Here is a 25660-nt window from a genome sequence, read left to right as displayed (position 1 = left end):
GCATATGATTTTTAAGTATGAGAACGAAAGGTAAGGGAACTGGAATGAGACAATGATAGTCTCATTCATACATGGTTGTTGTTAGACCATGGGGTGTTACCTCCCGGTTTAAATGAGAAGTGGGAGGTAACTTATTTATAGAAAAGATAAATAAACAATGTAGAGAGGGTTTAGTGAAATGAAGTTGCACACACTTGTATCATGTTTGCATGATTTTCCAGTTGTTCCAAAAGAAAATCCAGAAATTACATCTATTGAAGCAGATTCACGTAAGGTAACAAATGGAAGCTTATTTGTATGTATGAAAGGATATACGGTTGATAGCCATGATTTTGCTGAGCAAGCAGCCGCGCAAGGTGCGGCTGCTATTGTTGCGGAAAGACCGATTGATGTTGACGTTCCAGTTGTACTTGTGAAAGATACTTTTCGTTCATTAGCTGTGTTAGCGGACTATTTTTATGAGCAGCCAACACACAAATTGCACCTCATTGGTATTACAGGTACAAATGGAAAGACAACAACATCGCACATTATAGATGAAATTATGCGAGCACACGGTCATAAAACAGGACTAATTGGAACAATTAATATGAAAATTGGCGATGAAACATTTGCAGTGAAAAATACAACACCTGATGCATTGACGCTTCAACAAGCATTTCACCGTATGGTGGAAGAAAATGTGAATAGTGCAGTTATGGAAGTTTCTTCACATGCATTAGATCGTGGTCGTGTACATGGTTGTGATTATGATGTAGCAGTATTTACAAATTTAACACAAGATCATTTAGATTATCACAAGACGATGGAAGAGTATAAGCATGCTAAAGGATTACTTTTTGCTCAGCTTGGTAATAGCTATCATCATAATCGAGAAAAGTATGCCGTATTAAATAATGATGATGCAGCAACAGAAGCGTATATAAGAAGTACAGCAGCTACGGTTGTTACGTATGGAATTGATACCCATAGTGATGTAATGGCGAAGGATATCGTTATGACAAGCGGCGGTACGACATTTACTCTTGTTACACCGCACGAAAGTAAAAAAATTACGATGAAATTAATTGGGAAGTTTAATGTATATAATGCTTTAGCCGCTACAGCAGCAGGACTTGTATCTGGTGTATCTCTGCAAACAATCATAGATGTTTTAGAACATTTAACTGGTGTTGCAGGCCGATTTGAAGTTGTAGATGGTGGGCAGGATTATACAGTAATTGTTGATTATGCGCATACGCCTGATAGTTTAGAAAATGTATTAACAACGGCGAAGCAATTTGCAAAAGGTAATGTATATTGCATCGTTGGCTGCGGTGGTGATCGTGATAGAACGAAAAGACCGATTATGGCAGGCGTTGCGACAGAATATGCAACCCATGCCATCTTAACTTCAGATAATCCGAGAAGTGAAGATCCACAAGCTATTTTGGATGATATGTTAACTGGTGTAAAAGGGAATAATTATGAAGTAATTGTTGATAGGAAGAAAGCGATTTTCCATGCTATTTCTGAAGCGCAAGCGGAAGATGTTATTATTATTGCTGGAAAGGGTCATGAAACGTATCAAATTATTGGAAAAGAAGTACATCATTTTGACGATCGTGAAGTTGCTAAAGAAGCAATCACAGAACGTTTAAACAACAGAGAGTAACAACATGAGAGGGGGACTACATGTGCTTGAACAAGGTTTATTAGTAACGGCTGGGGTAGCGTTCTTAATTTCAGTTGCCCTTTCGCCATTGTTTATTCCGTTTTTACGAAAATTAAAGTTTGGACAGAGCATTCGCGATGAAGGACCGAAATCACATCAAAAAAAATCAGGAACACCAACGATGGGTGGTATTGTTATTTATGTGTCTATGATGGTAACAACACTCATTATGGCAATTAAGTTTGAACATTTAGGTGCAGAAGTGTCATTACTATTATTAGTAACGTTTGGTTACGGGTTGATTGGTTTTTTAGATGATTATATAAAAGTCGTTAAGAAACGTAACCTAGGTTTAACGTCAAAACAGAAACTACTTGGGCAACTGATTATTGCCATTGCGTTTTTTGCTATTGCGAAAGGGCAAGGGTTTGATACACATTTAATGATTCCAGGAACTGATATTACATTTGATTTATACTGGGCATATTTTATTCTTGTGTTGTTTATGCTTATTGGGGGATCAAATGCAGTCAATTTGACAGATGGCCTAGATGGATTACTATCAGGAACAGCCGCTATCGCATTTGGTGCGTTTAGTATCATAGCAGTAGCGCAAGAACAATATGCAGTAGCGATTTTCTGTATGGCAGTTGTAGGGGCTGTACTTGGATTCTTAGTATTTAATGCGAACCCTGCCAAAGTCTTTATGGGTGATACAGGCTCACTTGCTTTAGGGGGCGCAATTGCAGCTGTGGCGATTTTGTTAAAACAAGAATTATTACTTGTTATTATTGGCGGCGTATTTGTAATGGAAACTTTATCTGTTATTATCCAAGTTATTTCATTTAAAACAACTGGAAAACGTGTCTTTAAAATGAGTCCACTACATCATCATTATGAATTATGTGGTTGGTCAGAATGGCGTGTTGTTGTAACATTTTGGTCTGTAGGATTTTTACTAGCAGTATTAGGAATTTATATCGGGGTGTGGATGTAATTGAAAACGGTAACTGATTATCAAAATAAAAATATTCTTGTATTAGGTATTGCAAAAAGTGGGTATGCAGCAGCAAATTTATTAAAAAGCTTAGGAGCAAATGTCATTGTAAATGATGGGAAGCCTTTAGCGAATAATGAGTTAGCAGCAGAACTACAAGCGAAAGGGATGGATGTAGTATGTGGAGGCCATCCATTAGAATTATTAGAAAGAAATATTGCGCTTGTAGTGAAAAATCCAGGAATCCCATATTCCAACCCACTGCTAGTTGCAGCGACAGAGAAACAGATTCCTATTATCACGGAAATAGAATTAGCATATCGTATTTCAGAGGCGCCATTTATTGGTATTACAGGATCAAATGGTAAAACAACAACAACAATGCTAACGTTTGAAATGTTAAAAGAGGGAGAAAAGCATCCCGCTATTGCTGGTAACATAGGAACAGTAGCATGTGAAGTAGCACAGGCGGCGAAAGCGAATGAAGTGCTTGTGACAGAACTTTCATCATTTCAATTAATGGGTGTGGAGACATTTCAGCCTAAGATTGCCGCATTTTTAAACTTATTTGAAGCACATTTAGATTACCATGGTACAAAAAAAGAATATGGTTTAGCGAAAGCGAATATTTTTAAAAACCAGACGGCAGCAGATTATAGTGTGATAAATGCAGATGATGCGGATGTGATGGAATTATCTGCTAATAGCAAAGGGCAAAAGATATTGTTTTCTACTACAAAAGAAATTGAAGATGGCGCATGTATAAAAGAGAATGCTCTGTATTTTAAAGGTGAGAAAGTTGTTGAAATCAAGGACATTGTTTTACCAGGTAAACACAACTTGGAAAATATTTTGGCGGCAATGAGTATTGCGAAATTGTTAGGTGTAGCAAATGAGGCAATTGTTGCCGTGTTAAAACGATTCACAGGTGTAAAGCATCGTTTAGAATATGTAACAACGATTCATAACCGAAAGTTTTATAATGATTCAAAAGCAACGAATATATTGGCGACGGAGAAGGCATTATCAGCATTTACAAGCCCTGTTATTCTACTTGCAGGCGGACTAGATCGCGGGAATGAATTTGATGATTTAATTCCGTATTTTGAACAACATGTAAAAGCGATTGTAACTTATGGACAAACTGCACCGAAACTCGTTCATGCAGCTGAAAAAGCAGGGGTAGCAATTATTGAAGCTGTCCATCATTTAGAAGAAGCGGTAGAAAGAGCATATGCTCACTCTGCTGATGGAGATGTTATCCTACTTTCACCAGCATGCGCGAGCTGGGATCAATTTAAAACATTTGAAGAAAGAGGAGACATTTTTATACAAGCTGTGCATAAACTTATATAAAGTAAAACAAAACATCAGTAGGCTAACACCTACTGATGTTTTGTTACATAGGACAAAAATGCTTTGTCTATAAAGGTGGTGGTCATTGCCAATGAAAAAAACGCCTGATTTTATTCTCATTATTGTTACGCTTTTATTATTAACAATCGGAATGATTATGGTCTACAGTGCAAGCGCTGTCTGGGCTTCCTATAAGATGGGAGATTCATTCTTTTTTGCGAAACGGCAACTACTATTTGCAGGCCTTGGAGTAGTGGCGATGTTTTTTATTATGAAAGTCGATTATTGGGTGTGGCGAAACTATTCCAAGGTCATTTTACTTGTTTGTTTTATTCTTCTTATTCTTGTCCTCATTCCTGGAGTCGGACTTGTTCGAGGAGGAGCGCGGAGCTGGATTGGTATCGGAGCGTTTTCCATTCAACCTTCAGAGTTTATGAAGTTTGCGATGATTATTTTCTTAGCCAAATTTTTGGCTGAAAAACAGAAGGTGATTCCGTCGTTTAAACGAGGGTTACTTCCTGCACTTAGTTTTGTTTTTGTAGCTTTTGGAATGATTATGCTTCAGCCTGATTTAGGAACAGGAACAGTTATGGTTGGGACATGTATTATTATGATCTTTATTTCAGGAGCGCGTGTTTTTCATTTTGCAATGTTAGGATTAGTTGGTATAGCTGGATTTGTTGGACTAATTGCCTCAGCACCTTATCGAATAAAGCGAATTACATCTTATTTAGATCCTTGGTCGGATCCTCTTGGAAGTGGATTCCAAATTATTCAATCATTACTTGCGATTGGTCCGGGCGGTTTATTTGGACTAGGGTTAGGGCAAAGCAGACAAAAGTTTCTGTATTTACCAGAACCACAAACAGACTTTATATTTGCAATTTTATCAGAAGAACTAGGTTTTATTGGCGGTTCGTTTGTGTTATTATTATTTAGTCTGTTATTGTGGCGTGGAATTCGTATAGCGTTAGGAGCGCCTGATTTATATGGCACGTTTTTAGCAGTAGGTATTGTGGCGATGATTGCGATTCAAGTGATGATTAATATTGGTGTTGTAACAGGGCTGATGCCTGTTACAGGAATCACTTTGCCATTTTTAAGTTATGGTGGATCAAGTTTGACTTTGATGCTAATGGCAGTGGGCGTATTGTTGAATATAAGCCGACATTCTCGCTACTAAACCCTGTTTATAAGACAGGGTTTTTCGTATGTATGAGAACGTCATTTATCTCGCAACAGCCTGATTGGTGAGGGCTCATAATGAATGGGGGATGAAGAACCCCATTCATTAAAGTTTCACTTTATCATACAAATATAAACATGTGTACAATTGAAATTAGAATAGAGAAGCGGAGGAATTTGTAGTGCGAATATTAGTTAGTGGTGGTGGCACAGGTGGTCATATCTATCCAGCTCTTGCTTTAATTAGAGAAATAAAGAAGCTACATCCAGAAGCACGATTTTTATATATCGGTACAGAAAATGGACTGGAGAGTACCATCGTTCCAAAGGCAGGTATACCATTCCAATCCATTGTAATTAGTGGATTTAAACGTAAAATATCCTTTGATAATGTGAAAACTGTTATGCGTTTTGTGAAAGGTGTACAAGATAGTAAAAGATATATTCGTCGTTTTAATCCTGATGTCGTAATCGGAACGGGTGGATATGTATGTGGTCCTGTTGTATATGCAGCAGCAAAATTAGGAATTCCAACGATTGTGCACGAACAAAATAGTGTACCAGGTGTAACAAATAAGTTTTTAAGTCGCTATGTGGATAAAGTTGCGGTTTGTTTTGAAGCAGCGGCGGAACATTTCCCACAATCTAAAGTCGTAATGACGGGAAATCCACGTGCGTCGGAAGTAATGAATCAAAATGGAATGAAAGGAAAGCGTTCTGTTGGATTATCACTTTCTAAAAAATCGGTTCTTATTTTTGGCGGAAGCCGTGGCGCAAGACCGATTAATGATGCTTTTGTAGAAGCGATTGAACAATTTGGTAACAAAAACTATGAAGTATTGTATATTACTGGTGAAGTACATTATGATAAAGTTATGGAAATTGTGAGAGAAAAAGGAAATCCAGATAACGTTATGATTAAGCCGTTTATTCATAATATGCCAGAGGTACTTACTGGCGTGGATCTCGTTGTTTCACGAGCTGGTGCAACGACATTGGCAGAATTGACTGCGTTAGGAAAGCCGAGTATTCTTATTCCGAGTCCTTATGTAACAAATAATCATCAAGAGAAAAATGCGAAATCCATTGTTGATAAAGGAGCAGCTAAAATGCTTCTTGAAAAAGATTTAACAGCTGAAACACTTCTTCATAATATTGATGAAATTTTGTTAAACACTCAAACATTGCAAAATATGAAACTAGCTGCGAAACAGTTAGGGATTCCAGATGCGGCGAATAAGCTATTTGAAGTAATGAAACAACTTATGAAAAAATAACCTTAGGTGAATGTCCTGCATATTACTGTAATAAGGAGACTTAATATGGGGGAGATCATTATGAAACAATTAGCAAAGGAACTCATAGAAGCAAAAGTTGGGAAAGTGTTCCTAAATGAATCATTAGCTCGATATACAACTATGAAAATAGGTGGGCCAGCTGATATATTTGTTATTCCGACAAGCATTTCTAGTATTGAAAAGATTTTAGCTTTAGTGAAGAAATATAAAGTGAACTGGACGGCAATTGGACGTGGTTCCAACCTTCTTGTTTCTGATAAAGGTATAGAGGGTGTTGTGATTCGCTTAGGAGAAGGATTAGACCATCTTGAAGTCGAAGAAGCTACTGTAAGAGTTGGTGGAGGATACCCCCTTATTAAGTTGTCAACATTACTTAGCCGCCAAGGATTAGCAGGATTGGAATTTGCAAGTGGAATTCCAGGAAGTGTTGGCGGTGCAGTATATATGAATGCTGGAGCTCATAAGTCCGATATTTCGAAAATTTTAACGAGAGCTTGCGTTATGTTGGAAGATGGAACAGTTGCCTGGTTGTCAAAAGAAGAAATGGAATTTTCTTACCGTACTTCGGTTTTACAGACAAAGCTTCCGGGCATTGTATTAGGAGCTGAATTTCAACTCGAACGAGGAAATCGAGAAGAAATTGTTCGCATTATGCAAAAGAATAAAGAGTATCGCCGTGACACACAGCCGTGGAGCCACCCTTGCGCAGGAAGTATATTTAGAAATCCGCTGCCCCATTTTGCTGGAGATTTAATCGAAAGGGCTGGACTTCGTGGATACCAAATTGGTGGTGCGAAAGTGTCTGAAGTGCATGGGAATTTTATTGTCAATACAGGAACAGCATCAGCTCAAGATGTTTTAGACTTAATTGGCTTTGTTAAAAGAAACATTAAAGAAAAATTTGATATAGATATGCATACAGAAGTAGAAATCATTGGAAGATAACTGTTATCTGTTCCGCTCGATATCATTTATGGTATAATAAGAAGATAGAACGGCATGACAAACATGCCGTTCTTTATGTTACATAGGGGGATCGTACATGAAAAATAGTAAAGTTATCAAGCTACAAGATCGTGTACCAAAATTAAAAAATCAAAAGAAGAGGAATAAACCGCCTGTCAATCACCGATTAATTTTATACATATCAATTTTATTTTTATTAGTGCTTTTTTTAATTTATTTTCGGTCTCCGCTAAGTAATATAAAAAAGATTAGTGTTTTTGGTAATCATTATATGACAGATGAGCAGGTTATGGAGAAGTCTGGGATAACGTATAAAACAAGTTATTTCCGAGTAACAGCGCGTCAAGCAGAAGAAAATTTAAAGAAGCAAATAGAAATTAAATCGGTGGATGTTAAGAAACGTTTTCCAAATAAAATTGACATACACATCGAAGAATACGTAACGATAGGTTATATTAATAAGAATGGGAAGTTACAACCGCTTTTAGAAAATGGGAAAACATTAGATATACTACCGAGCGGAAAGTTGCCTGTCGCAGCTCCAATTTTTGAACCGTTTAAAGAGGAAAAAATGAAAGAATTAATTTCAGAATTAGAAAAATTAACTCCAACTATTCTAAGATCCATTTCTGAGATTCGTTATACTCCAACGACCTCAAATGAAAGTCATCTTACCTTATATATGAATGAAGGTTATGAAGTTAGTACAACCATTCAAGATTTTGCAAAGCGGATGGAAGCTTATCCATTAATTTTGAAACAAATTGAGCCGGGTAGAAAGGCTTTAATTGATTTGGAGGTTGCCACATACTTTAAATATTTAGATGATGAAAAGAAGAAATAGTAGAATAGTAGTTTTGTTTCTTTTTAATAGCATATAAGCACGTATGTTCTTTTAATTAGATTTTATTTAGCGATAAGGAACGATTTGTTAAAAAATAGTTAGATTTTCTTTGATTCGCCTAGGATTGATACAAGTTTCACTTTTCTATAAGAACATCTTAGTGTAGACTTATATTTGGCGGTAGTCTTTACACTTGAAATAGAATTATTTCAAGATAAAGCATTCATTTGTGGGTTACAGCCTATTTTAAAATGAATATGAAATAAAAATAAGAAAAATATAGGGTTAAAAAAGGGAAACGCATAAAGACGTTGAATATTTTTCTTATAAATAGTAAAGCTGCGATTGTTGTTCCATATATGGAGTTGTATGGTATAAATAAAGAAGGAGGTGCCAAAGAATGAACAGCAATGAAATATATGTTAGTCTTGACATCGGTACATCCAATGTTAAAGTTATCATTGGCGAAATGGTCAATGATACTTTAAACATTATTGGTGTTGGAAATGTAAAATCAAATGGGTTAAAAAAAGGCTCAATAGTTGACATAGACGAGACTGTTCAATCGATAAAAAAAGCAATTGAACAAGCTGAGCGTATGGTAGGGATCCATATTGAACAGGTTGTTGTAGGTGTCAATGCAAACCAAGTGCAGTTACTCCCTTGTCATGGAGTAGTAGCTGTTTCAAATGAAGATCGTGAAATCGGAAATGAAGATGTTTTACGAGTTCTAGATGCAGCACAAGTTGTGTCGATTGCTCCTGAACGTGAATTTATTGATGTGGTACCTCGACAGTTTATTGTAGACGGCCTTGACGAGATTAACGATCCACGCGGGATGATTGGTGTAAGATTAGAGATGGAAGGTACATTAATTACAGGCTCAAGAACTTTACTACATAACCTACTTCGTTGTGTAGAGAAGGCGGGTCTTGAAATTGTTGATATTTGTTTACAGCCTTTAGCGGCTGCCACAGTTGCTTTATCATCAGATGAAAAAAATAGAGGAGTAGCCCTTGTTGATATTGGCGGAGGTTCTACCACTTTAGCTATTTTTAGAGATGGAGAGTTACAAGCAACAAGTGTATTGCCAATTGGTGGAGATCACATAACGAAGGACATTGCAATTGGGCTAAAAACTTCAACAGAGAATGCGGAGCAAATTAAACTGAAATATGGACATGCCTTTTATGACACTGCTTCTGAAGAAGAGGTGTTCACAGTTCCTATTATGGGAAGTGACCAAACAGAACAATATTCTCAACTAGAGTTATCTGATATCATCGAAGCACGTGTAGAGGAAATTTTAATGCTTGTTCAAGAAGAAGTGCGTAAATTGGGAGTGAAGCAGGTAGCTTCTGGTTATGTGCTCACAGGCGGTATTGCTTCTATGCCAGGTGTTCTTGATCTTGCGTATGATATTTTACATGAAAATGTTCGTATTACAACGCCAGATTATATCGGTGTTCGTGAACCTCAATATACAATTGGGGTTGGATTAATCAAATACTCTTACCAAAAAGCAAAATTACGAGGAAAAAGTGTTCAAGAAACTGAGGAGCAGTTTGAACCGATGCCTGCGCCTATGCCGGTACAACAACAGCAACCAGCGAAACAAAAAACTCGTAATCAAAACAACAAAAAACAAAAAGATGAACGTATGATGTCAAAAGTAAAACGTGTATTCCAGTATTTATGGGATTAAATTTGGACACGAAAAATGAGGTTCTAGGGGGATTTCGACATGTTAGAGTTTGATACTACTCAAGATCAATTAGCGAATATTAAAGTTATCGGTGTCGGCGGTGGCGGAAATAATGCTGTAAACCGTATGATTGAACATGGCGTACAAGGTGTAGACTTTATCGCTGTGAATACTGATGCACAAGCATTAAATCTATCAAAAGCTGAAACCAAAATGCAAATTGGTGAAAAACTAACGCGTGGGCTTGGTGCTGGTGCGAATCCTGAAGTAGGAAAAAAAGCTGCTGAAGAGAGCAAAGAACAGATTCAAGAAGCACTTCGCGGCGCAGATATGGTCTTTGTAACGGCTGGTATGGGCGGTGGAACTGGAACTGGTGCAGCTCCAGTTGTTGCACAAGTTGCAAAGGAATTAGGCGCATTAACAGTAGGTGTCGTAACACGCCCGTTTACATTTGAAGGACGCAAACGTGCTACGCAAGCAGCATCTGGTATCGCTGCATTTAAAGAAAATGTAGATACATTGATTGTCATTCCAAATGATCGCTTATTAGAGATTGTAGACAAAAACACACCAATGTTAGAAGCTTTCCGTGAAGCGGATAACGTATTACGCCAAGGTGTTCAAGGTATTTCAGATTTAATTGCAACGCCTGGTTTAATCAACTTAGACTTTGCAGACGTGAAAACAATTATGTCTAATAGAGGTTCAGCATTAATGGGTATCGGTTCTGGTAATGGTGAAAACCGTGCTGCAGAGGCTGCGAAAAAGGCAATTTCTAGCCCATTGCTAGAAACATCTATTGATGGTGCGCAAGGTGTTATTATGAATATTACAGGTGGCGCAAACTTAAGTTTATATGAAGTACAAGAAGCAGCAGACATTGTAGCTTCAGCTTCAGATCCTGAAGTGAATATGATTTTTGGTTCTGTAATCAATGAAGGATTAAAAGATGATATTGTTGTAACTGTTATTGCAACTGGTTTCGATGATAGCATTGTAGCGCAACAACAAAAAACATTAGTACGTCCAAAAATAAATTCAAGTCATGTACAACAACAGGCTGCAGTTCAACCACCAAAACATCGTGAAGTCAAACGAGAAGTGAAGCGCGAAGAGCCTGTTATCCACGATCGTAATACAGACGCAGATGATATTGATATTCCAGCATTTTTACGCAACCGTCGTAGAAGATAAGGAAATAAAAAGGAGCATTATAAAGCTCCTTTTTATTTTGAAAACTATTACAATAAGCAAAAGGGATCTATATTTTTATAGGTCCCTTTTGCTTGTTTCCTATTCTCTGCGACAGATTCTGTCTAGAACCACCAAAATAACAAAAAAACCACTCCGCAAATTGACACACTTTCTCATTGGATATGCATTATACTAGTCTCAACTAAAAAAAAGAGGTGAATGGTTTGGTTGTTTACGCCGACATTGTTTGGTTGTTAAACGCCTGCATTGATTTTCTTTTGCTTTTATTAACAGCAACTGTGCTAAAAAAGAGGATCAAAAGATGGAGGCTAGTGCTGGGAGCGTTGATTGGTTCCACAATTGTTATTTTTGCCTTTACTCCTTTTTCTTCTATGATGACACATCCAATTATGAAACTACTATATTCGTTATGCATTGTGTATACAGCATTTGGCTTTTCGAATTTTAGAGATTATGCACAGACCGTTTTTACTTTTTATTTTGTTACATTCATGGTAGGAGGAGGTTTAATAGGAACTCATTTTTTTCTCCAAACAAATGAAATGGTAAATGGTTTGGTACAATCACAATCTATTTCTTATGGTGATCCAGTCAGTTGGATATTTGTCGTTGTTGGTTTTCCCATTATTTATTATTTTTCGAAGAAGCGCATTGAAAATGTAGAAGTAACGAAAATTCATTATGATCAAATTATTAAAGTGAATATTAAACTTGCAGAAAATGAAATTGTGTTAGATGGTTTAATTGATAGTGGAAATCAGCTTTATGATCCATTAACAAAAACACCAGTTATGGTTATTCATATTTCATGTTTAGAACATTGTTTGCCAGCATGGTTAACCGAACAAGTTTATACGAAAACGGAAGTTCCTCAAATACCGGAAGATGATTCGGGCTGGGCGACGCGATTGCGCTTAATTCCTTTTCGAGCAGTAGGAATTGATCATCAATTTTTATGGGCTATCAAGCCTGATGCTGTTCATATTCAACATGAAGGACGAAATATTATTGTAAATAAAGTGCTACTTGGCTTAAATGTACAACGGTTCTCTACTAATGGGGAGTATCAATGTATCGTTCATCCGAAGATGTTGATATCACAAAAAGTAACGATTGCTTAATAGGGAGAGGTGGGGAAACATGGTGAAGTTGAAGCTGTATTTCGTTTATCTTTGGTATAAAATATTGATGAAGTTGGGAATTAAGACCGATGAAATTTATTATATTGGTGGCAGTGAGGCATTACCACCGCCTTTAACAAAAGAGGAAGAAGAAGTTTTATTAAATAAATTACCAAAAGGGGATCAAGCGGCCAGGTCTTTATTAATTGAACGAAATTTACGGCTCGTCGTATATATAGCTCGTAAATTTGAAAATACAGGGATTAATATAGAGGACTTAATCAGTATTGGCACAATTGGCTTGATTAAAGCGGTAAATACCTTCAACCCTGAAAAGAAAATTAAATTAGCGACATACGCATCTCGGTGTATTGAAAATGAAATTCTTATGCATTTACGTAGAAATAATAAAAATCGTTCTGAAGTATCGTTTGATGAACCGTTAAATATTGATTGGGATGGGAATGAGTTGTTGCTCTCAGATGTGCTTGGTACGGATGACGACATTATTACAAAGGATTTGGAAGCCAATGTAGATCGATATCTTCTCATGAAAGCTTTACACCAATTAAATGATCGAGAGAAACAAATTATGGAGCTGCGTTTTGGGCTTGCAGGCGGTGAAGAGAAAACACAAAAAGATGTAGCCGATATGTTAGGGATTTCGCAGTCTTATATTTCCCGTTTGGAAAAAAGAATTATAAAAAGGTTGCGAAAAGAATTTAATAAGATGGTATAAAGGAAATATGAAAAAGAACGTCATATTATAGAGAATACGAAGACCAATCGGAAGCCCGGTTGGTTTTTGTTGTTTCTGCATAACAAAATCATGACATGCTTATGAGAAAGAGAAGAAAAACTGTATGCATAAAATTCCCTCCAAAGGAGATACTTTACACTGTACAGCAACTCCCGATAGGAGGGAACACTTTGACAAGAAATAAAGTAGAAATTTGCGGTGTTGATACAGCTAAACTTCCAGTACTCAAAAATGATGAGATGCGTAAATTATTTCGAGAAATGCAAAGTGGAGAGACAAGTGCAAGAGAGAAATTAGTGAATGGAAATTTACGACTTGTATTAAGTGTCATTCAACGATTTAACAATAGAGGAGAATTTGTGGATGATTTATTTCAAGTTGGCTGCATTGGACTCATGAAATCCATTGATAATTTTGATTTAAGTCAAAATGTTAAATTTTCAACATATGCTGTGCCGATGATTATTGGGGAAATACGAAGATATTTGCGCGATAATAATCCAATCCGCGTGTCTCGTTCATTACGGGATATTGCCTATAAAGCATTGCAAGTAAGAGAGAAATTAATTGCTGAAAACTCCAAAGAGCCAACAGCAATGGATATTGCGCAAGTTCTTGATGTTACGCATGAGGAAATTGTATTCGCGCTTGATGCAATTCAAGATCCAGTTTCATTATTTGAGCCAATTTATAACGATGGGGGAGACCCTATTTTTGTAATGGATCAGCTGAGCGATGAAAAACAAAAGGACGAGCAGTGGGTTGAAGAACTGGCACTAAAAGAAGGAATGAAACGACTCAATGATCGAGAAAAGATGATTATTCGAAAGCGTTTTTTTCAAGGAAAAACACAAATGGAAGTTGCAGAAGAAATTGGAATTTCCCAAGCACAAGTATCAAGGTTAGAGAAGTCAGCGATTAAACAAATGAATAAGACAATTCAAGGCTAAGGTTTCCCCGTTTATGGGGAGACCTTTTTTACATATAAATTTGTTTATCCGCTATTTTAAGGTAGTAAGAGTTGGAGAGAAACAAGAAAGATAGATGGGAATAGGCTTTTCGTTAGTAGCGGATGAAAGAATCCTTCACGGTTGAAAGTTTCGCTTTATATTCCGCTCATAGAGAGAATGTAGTGTTCATATAATGAGAATAAAATGGATTTTCTATCAGTGAAGGCTACTTCCTGTTCATGAGGGAAAAGGAGTGAATCATAATGATCAGAATTTCAGAATTTCAGATGAAAGATGTCGTAAATGTTTCGGATGGTAAAAAACTTGGAAATATTGGTGACATTGATATAGATATGCATACGGGGAAAATTCAAGCTGTTATTATTTCAAAGCAAGCACGTATGCTAGGGTTATTTGGTAGAGAAGAAGAGATTGTTATTAATTGGAATAAAATTGTGAAAATCGGTGAAGATGTCATACTTGTAAGAGCAGATCATGTCAATTCTGTAACAGAATCAATACAAACACCGACAATTTCTTAAAGAATATTACAAATTCCTCTTTTTTTTATATTGTCATTATGGAAAAATAAAAGTATGGTAAAATAGACAGGAAGTACCATGATTTTTAAGCTATTTTAATGAAGAAGGAGCCGCTTTATGAGAGAACCATTTAAATATGTGGACGGTATATTGTATTTACAAGCATGGGAAGATCTTGGGAACATTACTGCTGGCTTTACAACAAAAGATGGTGGAGTAAGTACAGGCTCCTTTCATGCGATGAATTTAGGATTACATGTGAATGATATCATTGAGAATGTTCATGAAAATAGACGTATTTTAGCAAATAAGTTACATCAGCCATTAGAAAATTGGATTTGTTCAGAACAGGTTCATAATCATCATGTAGAAAAAGTGGGACATGAAGAAAAAGGGCGCGGAGTTTATGTATATGAAGATGGAATTCCAAAGACGGATGGTATCTATACAGCTGATAAAGATGTATGTTTAATATCTTGTTATGCTGATTGTGTGCCTCTCTTTTTCTATGCACCTTCACATGGTTTAATAGGTCTTGCGCATGCCGGATGGAAAGGCACTGTGAAAGAAATTGCGAATGAAATGATTCAAAAGTGGAAAGCTGAGGGCGTTTCTACTACTGACATTCATGTTGCAATTGGACCTGCGATTGGAGCATGTTGCTATGTTGTAGACGATCGTGTTTTATCAGCAGCAAAACAAATTATAAATGGATCTGTTCCTTATAAAGTCATTTCAGCTGGACAATACGCGATTGATTTAAAAGAGATAAATCGTATAGTATGCTTACAAGCTGGCATAAAAGAAGAACATATTGTGATGTCATCTCTTTGTACAAGCTGTGAAGAACAATTATTTTTCTCGCATCGCCGCGACCAAGGAAAGACAGGAAGAATGTTGAGTTTCATAGGTTTTAAGGAGGATTGAAAAACAGTGACAGTACAAGAGAATTTAGCAGTGATACAGGAAGAAATGAAACAAGCATGTGAGCGAGCTGGACGCTCCATCCATGATGTGAAACTTGTTGCAGTAACAAAAACGGTTGGAATTGAAAAAACGAATGAGGTAGTAGAGGCCGGAATTGCTGATTTAGGGGAGAATAGAAATGAAGGATTTTTACAAAAATATGAGCATTTTGGCTCACAAGTCAATTGGCATTTTATCGGTTCCTTACAAACGAGAAAAGTAAAAGAAATTATTAGTCATATTGACTATTTGCATTCGTTAGATCGTCTTTCTCTTGCAAGAGAGATTCAAAAGCGTGCTACAAAGCCTGTTAAATGTTTTATACAAGTGAAAACATCGCGTGAAGAATCAAAACAAGGGTTACAAGTTGAGGAACTTATTGAGTTTGTTCATGCTTTGAAGGAATTTGATAAAATTGAAGTTGTTGGTTTGATGACAATGGCACCATTTACGGAAGATGAAGCAGAAATACGCGGCTGCTTTAAAACGCTTCGCATGTTGCAACAGCAAGTACAGGAATTAAGACTTTCGTATGCTCCATGCAAAGAGCTATCAATGGGAATGTCGAATGATTATACAATTGCGATTGAAGAAGGTGCTACATATATTCGTTTGGGAACGATTTTAGTAGGAAAAGCATAAAAGGAAGGAGAATGTATTATGAGTTGGTCAAAAGTGAAGTATTTCTTTTTTGACACGCCAGAGGAAAAAGAAGCAGCTCAATATGCTTACGAAAAGGAGCAAATAGAAATGAAAAAACAGCAAGAACCTCCAGAACAACAAGACGTACCATTTACAAAAGTACAACCAAAACAAAATGTCGTAAGCATTGAAACAGCAAAGCAATCTTCTAAAGTTGTTTTGTTAGAACCGCGTACGTATTCAGAAGCACAAGGGATTGCAGACCATCTAAAAGGAAAGCGTGCTGTAGTCATTAATTTGCAAAGAATGTCTACCGATCAAGCAGTACGCATCGTTGACTTTTTAAGTGGTACTGTATACGCTATAGGCGGGGATATTCAAAAGTTAGGACCAAAAACATTTATGTGTACACCTGAGAATGTGGATATTGTTGGAGCAATTTCCGAGTTATTCGGTGAAGAGGAAGAGACAAATATAAAGAGGTGGTAATACGCCATGTTTATAATTTTAAAAGCTTTGCTCTTAGTCATTCAAATTTACTCCTGGGCGCTTATTGTCTACATTCTTCTAACTTGGTTTCCAGGCGCTAGAGAATCAGCAGTCGGTGACTTTTTAGCACGCATTTGCGAACCGTATTTAGAGCCATTTCGGAGAGTGATTCCACCGCTTGGTGTAATTGATATTTCTCCGATCGTTGCAATTATTGCATTAAAGCTTGCTAGCAGCGGCTTAGTCACTTTATTTGGCTACTTTTTATAAGATAGGTTGCATGCATGAGCATTTACGAACATTTTAGGCCTGAAGAGGCCAGTTTTGTTGATAAAGTGTTGGAATGGAAACGAGCAGTAGAAGAGTACCATCAAGTAAAATTAACAGATTTCCTTGATCCGCGTCAGCAACAAATTGTAACTACAATAGTTGGACAGCAAGGAGATGTTTCTTTACAATTTAATGGTGCAGCGCCAAAAGCGGAGAGAAAAAGGGCACTTATTTATCCAGATTATCTTGCTTTAAATGAAGAAGAATTTCAAGTAGAAGTATTAGAAATTGATTATCCTTCCAAATTTTATACGCTTGAACATAGACAAATACTAGGTGCACTTATGTCCCTTGGTTTAAAGAGAGAAAAGTACGGTGATATTTTTATTCAAGAAAATCGTGTCCAAATCGTAGTCGCAAAAGAAGTTGTTTCTTATATTGAAATGAACTTACAATCAATTGGAAAAACAAAGGTTTCTCTCTTCAGTGTATCAGCAGAGAATGTTTTGCAATTGCAGGATGAATGGAGAGAGCAATTTGGAACTGTTTCATCACTACGCTTAGACGTCGTGTTAGCTGAAATCTTGCATCTATCACGTCAAAAAGTACAACCCCTTATAAAGAATGGGCTTGTAAAAGTGAATTGGAAAGTTGTAGATCAAACTTCATATGAATGTCTTCCAGGAGATATTCTGTCGGTCAGAGGACATGGAAGAAGTAAATTGTTTTCGGTCGACGGAAGAACGAAAAAAGACAAATGGCGAGTTTTGTATGGTATACTAAAATGATTGATTTTTTAGAAGGAAAAAACTCTTATTTTGTCGAAGAAAAGATATAATTAAAAGAGGAAAATTTAGATAACTACTTGGAGGTGGCTTTTGTGCCGTTAACACCATTAGATATTCATAATAAAGAATTTAGTCGCGGATTTCGTGGCTATGATGAAGATCAAGTGAATGAATTTCTTGATCAAGTCATTAAAGATTATGAATTAGTCATTCGTGAAAAGAAAGCTTTAGAAGAGAAGGTTGCTCAATTAGAAGGAAAGCTAGATCATTTTTCTAATATTGAAGACACGCTAAATAAGTCTATTGTTGTAGCACAAGAAGCGGCGGAAGAAGTAAAACGCAATGCACAAAAAGAAGCAAAACTAATCGTTCGTGAAGCAGAAAAAAATGCGGATCGAATCATTAATGAAGCGTTAGTGAAATCAAGAAAAGTTGCTTTTGATATTGAAGAGCTAAAGAAACAAGCAAAAGTGTTTCGTACTCGTTTCCGCATGTTGCTAGAAACACAGCTTGAAATGTTAAACAACGACGATTGGGACAAGCTCATCGAATTAGAAGACGAAGTGGACGAACTGTTGAAAAAAGAAGAAACAGTGTAAACTTGACGTTTTTCTCATTATTACATATAATTTTAAACAACATATTGATTAAGAAAAACGAAGATAGGGATAAGTACCTTTTTCACCCCTTATAAAGCGAACTGAGGATGGTGTGAGCTCAGGATAAGGAGATAAATGGGAAATCACCCTGGAGTTCCGCGCTGAAAAAATGAGTAAGCGTAGGCGTATATTCGCGTTAAGGATATAAAGTGAATCATGTGCATACGTATATGATTTAATAGGGTGGTACCGCGGGAGACTTTCTCGTCCCTTTTGGGATGTGAAAGTCTCTTTTTTATTTCGTTTTTAAGTCTTTTTATGATACATGTAAGGAGGAATTGAGCATGGAGTACAAAAATACATTACTAATGCCAAAAACAGAGTTCCCAATGCGTGGGAATTTACCAAAACGTGAGCCTGCAATACAAGAAAAATGGGCTGAAATGAACATTTATGAAAAAGTACAAGAACGTACAAAAGGACGCCCTTTATTCGTATTACACGATGGTCCTCCATATGCAAATGGTGATATTCATATGGGACACGCACTAAATAAAGTATTAAAAGACTTTATTGTACGCTATAAATCAATGACTGGTTATTGTGCTCCTTATGTTCCAGGTTGGGATACGCATGGTTTACCAATTGAGCAGGCTTTAACGAATAAGGGAGTAAAGCGTAAAGAAATGCCGGTCGCAGAATTCCGTAAATTATGTGCGGAATATGCATACGAACAAGTAAATCGTCAGCGTGAACAATTTAAACGCCTTGGTGTACGTGCGGATTGGGATCATCCATATATTACTTTGGAACCAGCATATGAAGCACAACAAATTAAAGTATTTGGAGAAATGGCGAAAAAAGGCTATATCTATAAGGGACAAAAACCTGTTTACTGGTCTCCAACGAGTGAATCTGCTTTAGCTGAGGCTGAAATTGAGTACAAAGATAAAAAATCAGCATCTATTTACGTTGCATTTGAAGTGAAAGATGGAAAAGACGTATTAGAAGGTGACGAGAAATTTATTATTTGGACAACGACGCCTTGGACATTGCCAGCTAACTTAGGTATTTCTGTTCATCCAAAACTTGAATATAGCATCGTTAAAGTAAATGATGAAAAATATATCATTGCTTCTGACCTGTTTGATACAGTAGCAAAAACATTAGAATGGGAAAACCCTGAAGTTGTTAGAACAGTAAAAGGTAGTGAACTTGAATATACAGTTGCAAAACATCCATTCTATGACCGCGATTCTTTAGTTATGCTTGGTGAGCATGTAACAACAGATGCTGGTACAGGTTGTGTACATACAGCACCTGGACACGGGGAAGATGATTTCATTGTAGGGCAAAAGTATGGCCTAGAAGTTCTTTGTCCAGTTGATGATAAAGGCGTATTAACAAGTGAAGCACCTGGATTTGAAGGTTTATTCTATGATAAAGCAAACAAACCAATTACGGAAAAATTAGAAGAAGTTGGCGCGTTGCTGAAATTAACATTTATTACGCATTCATATCCACATGACTGGAGAACGAAAAAACCAATTATTTTCCGTGCAACAGCACAATGGTTTGCATCTATTGAGGCATTCCGTAGTGAATTATTACAAGCTGTGAAAGAAACAAAATGGGTACCAGCGTGGGGAGAAACTCGTCTTCATAATATGGTTCGTGACCGCGGTGACTGGTGTATTTCTCGTCAACGTGCATGGGGTGTACCAATTCCTGTGTTCTATGCAGAAAATAATGATCCAATTATTACAGATGAAACAATTAATCATGTAGCAAACTTATTCCGTGAACATGGTTCTAACGTATGGTTTGAACGCGAAGCGAAAGATTTACTACCAGAAGGATTCACACATCCATCTAGTCCAAATGGTGAATTCCGTAAAGAAACAGATATTATGGATGTATGGTTTGATTCTGGTTCTTCTCACCAAGCTGTATTAGAAGAACGTGACGACTTGCAACGTCCAGCTGATTTATATTTAGAAGGATCTGACCAATATCGTGGTTGGTTTAACTCTTCATTATCAACAGCTGTTGCTGTAACAGGTAAAGCACCATATAAAGGTGTGCTAAGCCATGGCTTCGTACTTGATGGTGAAGGTCGCAAAATGAGTAAATCAATCGGAAACATTGTTGTACCGAAGAAGATTATGGACCAACTAGGTGGAGATATTTTACGCCTTTGGGTATCTTCTGTTGATTATCAGTCTGATGTACGTATTTCAGATGATATTTTAAAACAAGTTGCAGAAGTATATCGCAAAATCCGTAACACATTCCGTTTCTTATTAGGAAATTTAGCTGACTTTAATCCAGCTCAAGATGCAGTAGCAAAAGCGGAACTTCGCGAAGTGGATCGCTATATGTTAGTGAAATTAAATGACTTAATTACGAAAGTGAAAGAAGCGTATGAAACTTATGACTTTGCGGCAGTATATCATGCAATTCATAACTTCTGTACAATCGATTTAAGTTCATTCTATTTAGATTTTGCAAAAGATATTTTATACATTGAAGCGGCAAATCATCATGATCGTCGTGCAATTCAAACGGTGTTATATGATGTTCTTGTTGCGTTAACGAAACTTGTAACACCGATTTTACCTCATACAGCTGATGAAGTGTGGCCATATATTCCAGGTGTTACAGAAGAGAGCGTACAATTGACAGATATGCCAGAAGCTATCGAATTACAAGATGGGGAAGCGTTAAAAACAAAATGGGATGCATTTATGACGCTTCGTAGTGACGTATTAAAAGCACTAGAAGTGGCGCGTAATGAGAAAGTGATTGGTAAATCATTGACGGCTAGCATTACATTATTCCCAACAGCAGAAATGAAAGAAATGTTAGAATCTATTCAAGAAGATTTAAAACAACTATTTATCGTTTCTGAATATAAACTTGGTGGAACGATAGAGGAAGCGCCAGCGGATGCACAAAAATATGAACATACGGCAGTTCTTGTTACACAAGCAAACGGTGAAACTTGTGAACGTTGCTGGGTTGTTTCGGAAACAGTTGGCAACGATAACGAGTATAAAACATTATGTGAGCGTTGCGCGACTGTTGTAAAAGAGAATTATGTAAAATAATAATACAAAAAACTGATCGCTTATATAGCGGTCAGTTTTTTTATATCGTTTATGTTATAACAAGTATAAGGTTACTTATGAAAAATGAATGAAACAGCATAGAAGAACTTCCTATGAAGGAAAAATGTGTGTGCGGTAAGTAAGTGGAATTCGGATACACTAACGGTACATTGCAGCTAGGAGGAATGTACACGTGAATGAAATCTATATGGATATAAAACGAGAATTACAAGTGATGAGAAAAGAATTACAGGAGCGATTGGCAAAGGAAGTAAGTCGCACATATGAGATGGAATTTGGACAAGAACTGGGATATGAAATACAACTGGATGCAAAGAAGAAATTGCTTTTACATGATATAAGAGAAGACTTAAAAGATGTTGAACGAGCATTATTTAAAATGGAGATTGATATGTATGGCGTTTGTGAAGAAACAGGAGAAATGATTTCTTTAAAACGTATGAAGATGTTGCCAACAGCTCGTACCATTTATGAATTTTTATATAAAAAAGTAAATGTGTAATTCGCACAACAATATTATAGTACCTTTTTTCATTTTATTTTATTCTTCTATAAAGGTTCGTTGTGAAAAGATAGCAGCTATGCTAAAATTTTGAGGTACACTGTCTTTGTGGGGGAAATAAAATGATATATTATTTAATAGCGTTATTTGTTATTGCTATCGATCAACTATCGAAATGGTTCATTGTCAAGAACATGGAATTAGGTGCAAGTATCCCAATTATCGATAATGTATTATACATAACATCACATCGAAACAGAGGAGCTGCTTGGGGTATTTTAGAAAACAAAATGTGGTTCTTCTATATCATTACAGTTGTTTTTGTAGGATTTATTGTCTTTTATATGAAGAAGTATGCAAAAACAGATAAACTGTTAGGGATTTCTCTCGGTCTTATTTTAGGTGGAGCGATTGGTAATTTTATTGATCGTGTATTTAGACAAGAAGTAGTGGATTTTATTCACGTGTATATTTTTTCATACAATTATCCGGTATTTAATATAGCTGATTCGGCTTTATGTATTGGTGTTGTATTAATTATTATTCAAACATTATTAGAAGGAAAGAAAATGAAGGAGTAATTGAATGAGTGAAGTAGTACAAGTAACAGTTGTAGAAGAACGGAAAAACGAACGGATTGATAAATTTGTTGCAAGTGTAAATCATGAGTGGTCACGCACACAAGTGCAACAATGGATTAAAGACGGCGTCATAACAGTAAATGGAAAGACGGTTAAAGGAAATTATAAAGTAAAAGAAAATGATGAAATTACAGTAACAGTTCCAGAACCAGAAGAATTGGATATTCGTGCCGAAGATATGAATTTAGAGATTTATTACGAAGATGCGGATGTACTAGTTGTTAATAAACCACGCGGTATGGTTGTACATCCAGCACCGGGGCATACGAGTGGTACACTTGTTAATGGTTTAATGTATCATTGTACAGATTTATCAGGCATTAATGGCGTCATGCGTCCAGGTATTGTACACCGCATTGACAAAGACACATCAGGCTTATTAATGGTTGCGAAAAATGATATGGCGCATGAATCTTTAGTAAATCAGCTAGTAGAAAAAACAGTGACGAGACGCTATCAGGCAATTGTGCATGGGGTAATCCCGCACGATAAAGGAACAATTGATGCGCCAATTGCTCGAGATAAGAAAGATCGTCAAAGTATGGCTGTTGATGAAAATGGTAAGCATGCAGTTACGCATTTTCAAGTGTTAGAACGATTTAAGGACTTTACACTTGTCGAATGTCGTTTAGAAACGGGACGAACACATCAAATTCGTGTTCATATGAAATATATTGGATACCCTCTTGCTGGGGATCCGAAATATGGTCCGAAAAAGACATTAAATTTGAATGGACAAGCGCTTCATGCAGGAATTTTAGGATTTAATCATCCGCGTACAGGTGAATATTTACAATTTGAAGCACCTGCACCAGCTATATTCGAGGAAACATTAAATATTTTACGGAAATAGTATTGACAAAATGAATAAAAACTGCGATACTAACAACAGTTAAATAATGATCCTTTAACACAGCCCCGTGAGGTTGAGAAGGTAACGGTTTGAAATATTTAGGGTATACTTGTACCCTTTTTTCAAAAGTCCTCTCGCACACGCTGGGAGGACTTTTTTTATACGATTCCTCTCACGTGCAAAAAAAGCTTGGAGGTGTAAAGCATGAAAGAAAAGGCAGTTGTTTTAGATGATCAAATGATTCGTCGCGCTTTAACACGTATTAGTCACGAAATTGTAGAGCATAATAAAGGTGTCGACCAATGTGTTTTAGTCGGAATTAAAACACGTGGGATTTTTCTAGCAAAACGTTTAGCAGAAAAAATTGGTCAGATTGAAGGAAAAGAGATTGAAGTTGGAGAGTTAGACATTACGCTATATCGTGATGATTTAACGCTACAATCTAAAGATAAAGAACCGCTTGTAAAAGGCTCTGATATTCCTGTAGATATTACAAAGAAAAAAGTTATTCTTGTAGATGATGTATTGTATACAGGGAGAACAGTTCGCGCTGCGATGGATGCACTAATGGACTTAGGAAGACCATCACAAATTCAGTTAGCTGTTCTTGTAGATAGAGGTCATCGTGAGTTGCCAATTCGCGCTGATTATGTAGGGAAAAATATTCCAACATCAAGTGAAGAACGTATTGAAGTTGATTTGCAAGAGACAGATCAAAAAGATCGAGTAAGCATATACGAAAAGTAAAGCCCTTTTAAATGTAGTCCTGTGAGGCTGCCAAAGGGTCTTGGCTTTCATATGTTAAATTTGCCATATGAAAGTATAGGACTCTTTGTGCACGGACACAAAGAGTTTTTTTATTGCAAAATTTTAAATTGAAGGAGGATATAACAATGGAGCAAAAGCCAGTGTTAGACATTCATGAAATACCGAAACCGGGAAGATGGTTATTTTTAAGCATACAGCATTTGTTTGCAATGTTCGGATCAACAGTGCTGGTTCCGTTTTTAACAGGATTAAATCCATCAGTAGCTTTAATTTCCAGTGGATTAGGAACATTAGCGTTTCTTCTTATAACAAAAGGGCAAGTACCTGCCTATTTAGGATCATCGTTCGCATTTATTGCTCCAATTATAACGGCAAAAACAGCGGGGGGGCCGGGAGCAGCAATGCTCGGTGGTATGCTAGCAGGACTTGTTTATCTCCTAGTTTCGCTAGGAATTAAAAAGTCAGGATCAGCTTGGATTATGAAGTTACTCCCTCCAATTGTAGTTGGTCCAGTTGTAATGGTTATTGGTTTAGCTTTAGCGCATACGGCTGTGAATATGGCAATGAATGATGGCGATGGAAAATATAGCTTTACACACTTTTCAGTAGCATTAGTCACATTAGTAATTACGATTATTTGCTCCATATTTGGAAGAGGATTCTTCAGTATTATACCGGTATTGCTTGGAATTATTGGCGGATATATTTTTGCATACTTTCAAGGGTTAGTCGATTTTAAGCCGGTAGCTGAGGCAAGCTGGTTCAATGTACCAGACTTTGTTGTACCGTTTGTAACATATACACCGGAATTTTCTTGGAAAATTATGCTTCTGATGGTTCCGGTAGCACTAGTAACGATTTCAGAACATATTGGGCACCAAATTGTACTTGGAAATGTTATTAATCGAGATTTAATTGCAAAACCAGGCTTACATCGTTCAATCTTTGGTGATGGTGTAGCGACATTAATAGCATCTGTAATTGGTGGGCCGCCGAATACAACATATGGTGAAAATATCGGGGTGCTAGCAATTACAAGAGCGTATAGTGTATATTTATTCGCTGGATCAGCAATCTTCGCAATCGTGTTTGGATTTATCGGTAAGATTTCAGCGCTGATTCATTCGATTCCAACACCAGTCATGGGCGGTGTCTCCATCCTGCTCTTTGGTGTCATCGCATCAAGTGGTTTACGTATGATGGTGGACGAAAAAACAGACTTAAGTGACAAACGTAACTTAATGATTGCATCTGTTATTCTTGTTATTGGTATAGGCGGTGCAGTGCTTCATATCGGAGAATCATTCCAAGTAGAAGGAATGGCGCTTGCAGCAATTGTAGGTGTATTGTTAAATTTACTACTACCAGAAATAAAAGAAAAACAACAATCTAAGCAGATTGCTTCATAAAAACGAACC

25 protein-coding genes and 1 other annotated feature are annotated in these 25660 nt (G+C 36.7%); all 25 genes read left to right on the top strand.

Going from position 1 to position 25660, the window contains the following annotated elements; genetic code table 11:
* The first annotated feature begins 178 nt into the window (after nucleotides 1-178).
* The 25 genes from MR059_RS07655 to MR059_RS07535 all read left to right on the top strand — a co-directional run bounded on the left by MR059_RS07655 (nucleotide 179) and on the right by MR059_RS07535 (nucleotide 25651).
* Nucleotides 179-1654 carry a UDP-N-acetylmuramoyl-L-alanyl-D-glutamate--2,6-diaminopimelate ligase gene (locus tag MR059_RS07655; RefSeq protein WP_012095005.1) on the top strand — a complete coding sequence of 492 codons (1476 nt, stop codon included), beginning with the start codon at nucleotides 179-181 and terminating at the stop codon, nucleotides 1652-1654.
* Nucleotides 1655-1676: 22 nt separating this feature from the next.
* Nucleotides 1677-2651, top strand: a complete 975-nt coding sequence (gene mraY, locus MR059_RS07650) for a phospho-N-acetylmuramoyl-pentapeptide-transferase (RefSeq protein ID WP_012095004.1) — start codon at nucleotides 1677-1679, stop codon at nucleotides 2649-2651.
* On the top strand, nucleotides 2652-4007 hold the full coding sequence (murD, locus tag MR059_RS07645) for a UDP-N-acetylmuramoyl-L-alanine--D-glutamate ligase (RefSeq protein ID WP_048721934.1): 1356 nt from the start codon (nucleotides 2652-2654) through the stop codon (nucleotides 4005-4007).
* Nucleotides 4008-4098: 91 nt separating this feature from the next.
* Nucleotides 4099-5190 (top strand): stage V sporulation protein E, encoded by a 1092-nt coding sequence (spoVE, locus tag MR059_RS07640; RefSeq protein WP_012095002.1) that lies wholly within the window; start codon nucleotides 4099-4101, stop codon nucleotides 5188-5190.
* A gap of 184 nt (nucleotides 5191-5374) precedes the next feature.
* Nucleotides 5375-6469, top strand: coding sequence for an undecaprenyldiphospho-muramoylpentapeptide beta-N-acetylglucosaminyltransferase (gene murG / locus MR059_RS07635; protein WP_012095001.1), 1095 nt, complete (start codon nucleotides 5375-5377; stop codon nucleotides 6467-6469).
* 60 nt (nucleotides 6470-6529) lie between these two features.
* Nucleotides 6530-7435 (top strand): UDP-N-acetylmuramate dehydrogenase, encoded by a 906-nt coding sequence (gene murB / locus MR059_RS07630; protein ID WP_041810494.1) that lies wholly within the window; start codon nucleotides 6530-6532, stop codon nucleotides 7433-7435.
* Between the two features lie 97 nt (nucleotides 7436-7532).
* The gene (divIB, locus tag MR059_RS07625; protein WP_012094999.1) at nucleotides 7533-8300 is read left to right on the top strand and encodes a cell division protein DivIB; all 768 of its coding nucleotides are present in this window, start codon (nucleotides 7533-7535) and stop codon (nucleotides 8298-8300) included.
* Between the two features lie 400 nt (nucleotides 8301-8700).
* Entirely contained in the window at nucleotides 8701-10005 is a 1305-nt protein-coding gene (gene ftsA, locus MR059_RS07620) for a cell division protein FtsA (protein ID WP_012094997.1), read from the top strand.
* A 39-nt stretch (nucleotides 10006-10044) separates the two neighbouring features.
* Nucleotides 10045-11199: a cell division protein FtsZ gene (gene ftsZ, locus MR059_RS07615; RefSeq protein ID WP_012094996.1), complete on the top strand. Its 1155-nt coding sequence runs from the start codon at nucleotides 10045-10047 to the stop codon at nucleotides 11197-11199.
* 224 nt (nucleotides 11200-11423) lie between these two features.
* Nucleotides 11424-12341 (top strand): sigma-E processing peptidase SpoIIGA, encoded by a 918-nt coding sequence (gene spoIIGA / locus MR059_RS07610; RefSeq protein WP_012094995.1) that lies wholly within the window; start codon nucleotides 11424-11426, stop codon nucleotides 12339-12341.
* A 19-nt stretch (nucleotides 12342-12360) separates the two neighbouring features.
* Nucleotides 12361-13080, top strand: coding sequence for an RNA polymerase sporulation sigma factor SigE (gene sigE / locus MR059_RS07605; protein WP_012094994.1), 720 nt, complete (start codon nucleotides 12361-12363; stop codon nucleotides 13078-13080).
* Nucleotides 13081-13271: 191 nt separating this feature from the next.
* Nucleotides 13272-14051 (top strand): RNA polymerase sporulation sigma factor SigG, encoded by a 780-nt coding sequence (gene sigG, locus MR059_RS07600; RefSeq protein WP_012094993.1) that lies wholly within the window; start codon nucleotides 13272-13274, stop codon nucleotides 14049-14051.
* 263 nt (nucleotides 14052-14314) lie between these two features.
* Nucleotides 14315-14593: a YlmC/YmxH family sporulation protein gene (locus MR059_RS07595; RefSeq protein ID WP_012094992.1), complete on the top strand. Its 279-nt coding sequence runs from the start codon at nucleotides 14315-14317 to the stop codon at nucleotides 14591-14593.
* Between the two features lie 117 nt (nucleotides 14594-14710).
* Nucleotides 14711-15520, top strand: a complete 810-nt coding sequence (pgeF, locus tag MR059_RS07590) for a peptidoglycan editing factor PgeF (protein WP_048721938.1) — start codon at nucleotides 14711-14713, stop codon at nucleotides 15518-15520.
* A 6-nt stretch (nucleotides 15521-15526) separates the two neighbouring features.
* A complete protein-coding gene (locus MR059_RS07585) occupies nucleotides 15527-16201 on the top strand; it encodes a YggS family pyridoxal phosphate-dependent enzyme (RefSeq protein WP_012094990.1) in 675 nt (224 codons plus the stop codon).
* Between the two features lie 18 nt (nucleotides 16202-16219).
* A complete protein-coding gene (locus tag MR059_RS07580) occupies nucleotides 16220-16690 on the top strand; it encodes a cell division protein SepF (RefSeq protein WP_012094989.1) in 471 nt (156 codons plus the stop codon).
* Between the two features lie 6 nt (nucleotides 16691-16696).
* Nucleotides 16697-16960 carry a YggT family protein gene (locus MR059_RS07575; protein WP_012094988.1) on the top strand — a complete coding sequence of 88 codons (264 nt, stop codon included), beginning with the start codon at nucleotides 16697-16699 and terminating at the stop codon, nucleotides 16958-16960.
* Between the two features lie 14 nt (nucleotides 16961-16974).
* A complete protein-coding gene (locus tag MR059_RS07570) occupies nucleotides 16975-17748 on the top strand; it encodes a YlmH family RNA-binding protein (protein WP_087095244.1) in 774 nt (257 codons plus the stop codon).
* A gap of 92 nt (nucleotides 17749-17840) precedes the next feature.
* Complete coding sequence (gene divIVA, locus MR059_RS07565; RefSeq protein WP_012094986.1) at nucleotides 17841-18347, top strand: septum site-determining protein DivIVA; 507 nt, start codon at nucleotides 17841-17843, stop codon at nucleotides 18345-18347.
* Between the two features lie 51 nt (nucleotides 18348-18398).
* Nucleotides 18399-18622: a binding site (T-box leader), on the top strand.
* Nucleotides 18623-18691: 69 nt separating this feature from the next.
* Nucleotides 18692-21457 carry an isoleucine--tRNA ligase gene (gene ileS, locus MR059_RS07560; protein WP_012094985.1) on the top strand — a complete coding sequence of 922 codons (2766 nt, stop codon included), beginning with the start codon at nucleotides 18692-18694 and terminating at the stop codon, nucleotides 21455-21457.
* 193 nt (nucleotides 21458-21650) lie between these two features.
* Entirely contained in the window at nucleotides 21651-21980 is a 330-nt protein-coding gene (locus MR059_RS07555; protein WP_012094984.1) for a TraR/DksA C4-type zinc finger protein, read from the top strand.
* Nucleotides 21981-22102: 122 nt separating this feature from the next.
* Nucleotides 22103-22561 carry a lipoprotein signal peptidase LspA gene (gene lspA / locus MR059_RS07550; RefSeq protein ID WP_012094983.1) on the top strand — a complete coding sequence of 153 codons (459 nt, stop codon included), beginning with the start codon at nucleotides 22103-22105 and terminating at the stop codon, nucleotides 22559-22561.
* 4 nt (nucleotides 22562-22565) lie between these two features.
* Nucleotides 22566-23474: an RluA family pseudouridine synthase gene (locus MR059_RS07545; RefSeq protein WP_012094982.1), complete on the top strand. Its 909-nt coding sequence runs from the start codon at nucleotides 22566-22568 to the stop codon at nucleotides 23472-23474.
* Nucleotides 23475-23678: 204 nt separating this feature from the next.
* On the top strand, nucleotides 23679-24221 hold the full coding sequence (gene pyrR / locus MR059_RS07540; RefSeq protein WP_012094981.1) for a bifunctional pyrimidine operon transcriptional regulator/uracil phosphoribosyltransferase: 543 nt from the start codon (nucleotides 23679-23681) through the stop codon (nucleotides 24219-24221).
* 146 nt (nucleotides 24222-24367) lie between these two features.
* Entirely contained in the window at nucleotides 24368-25651 is a 1284-nt protein-coding gene (locus MR059_RS07535) for a solute carrier family 23 protein (protein ID WP_048721944.1), read from the top strand.
* The last annotated feature ends 9 nt before the right edge of the window (nucleotides 25652-25660 follow it).

Source organism: Bacillus cereus group sp. BfR-BA-01522, assembly GCF_022662635.1.
GTDB lineage: Bacteria > Bacillota > Bacilli > Bacillales > Bacillaceae_G > Bacillus_A > Bacillus_A cytotoxicus.
The sequence above is the reverse complement of the archived record's forward strand: the minus strand, read 5'-3'. Positions and strand labels throughout refer to the sequence as shown.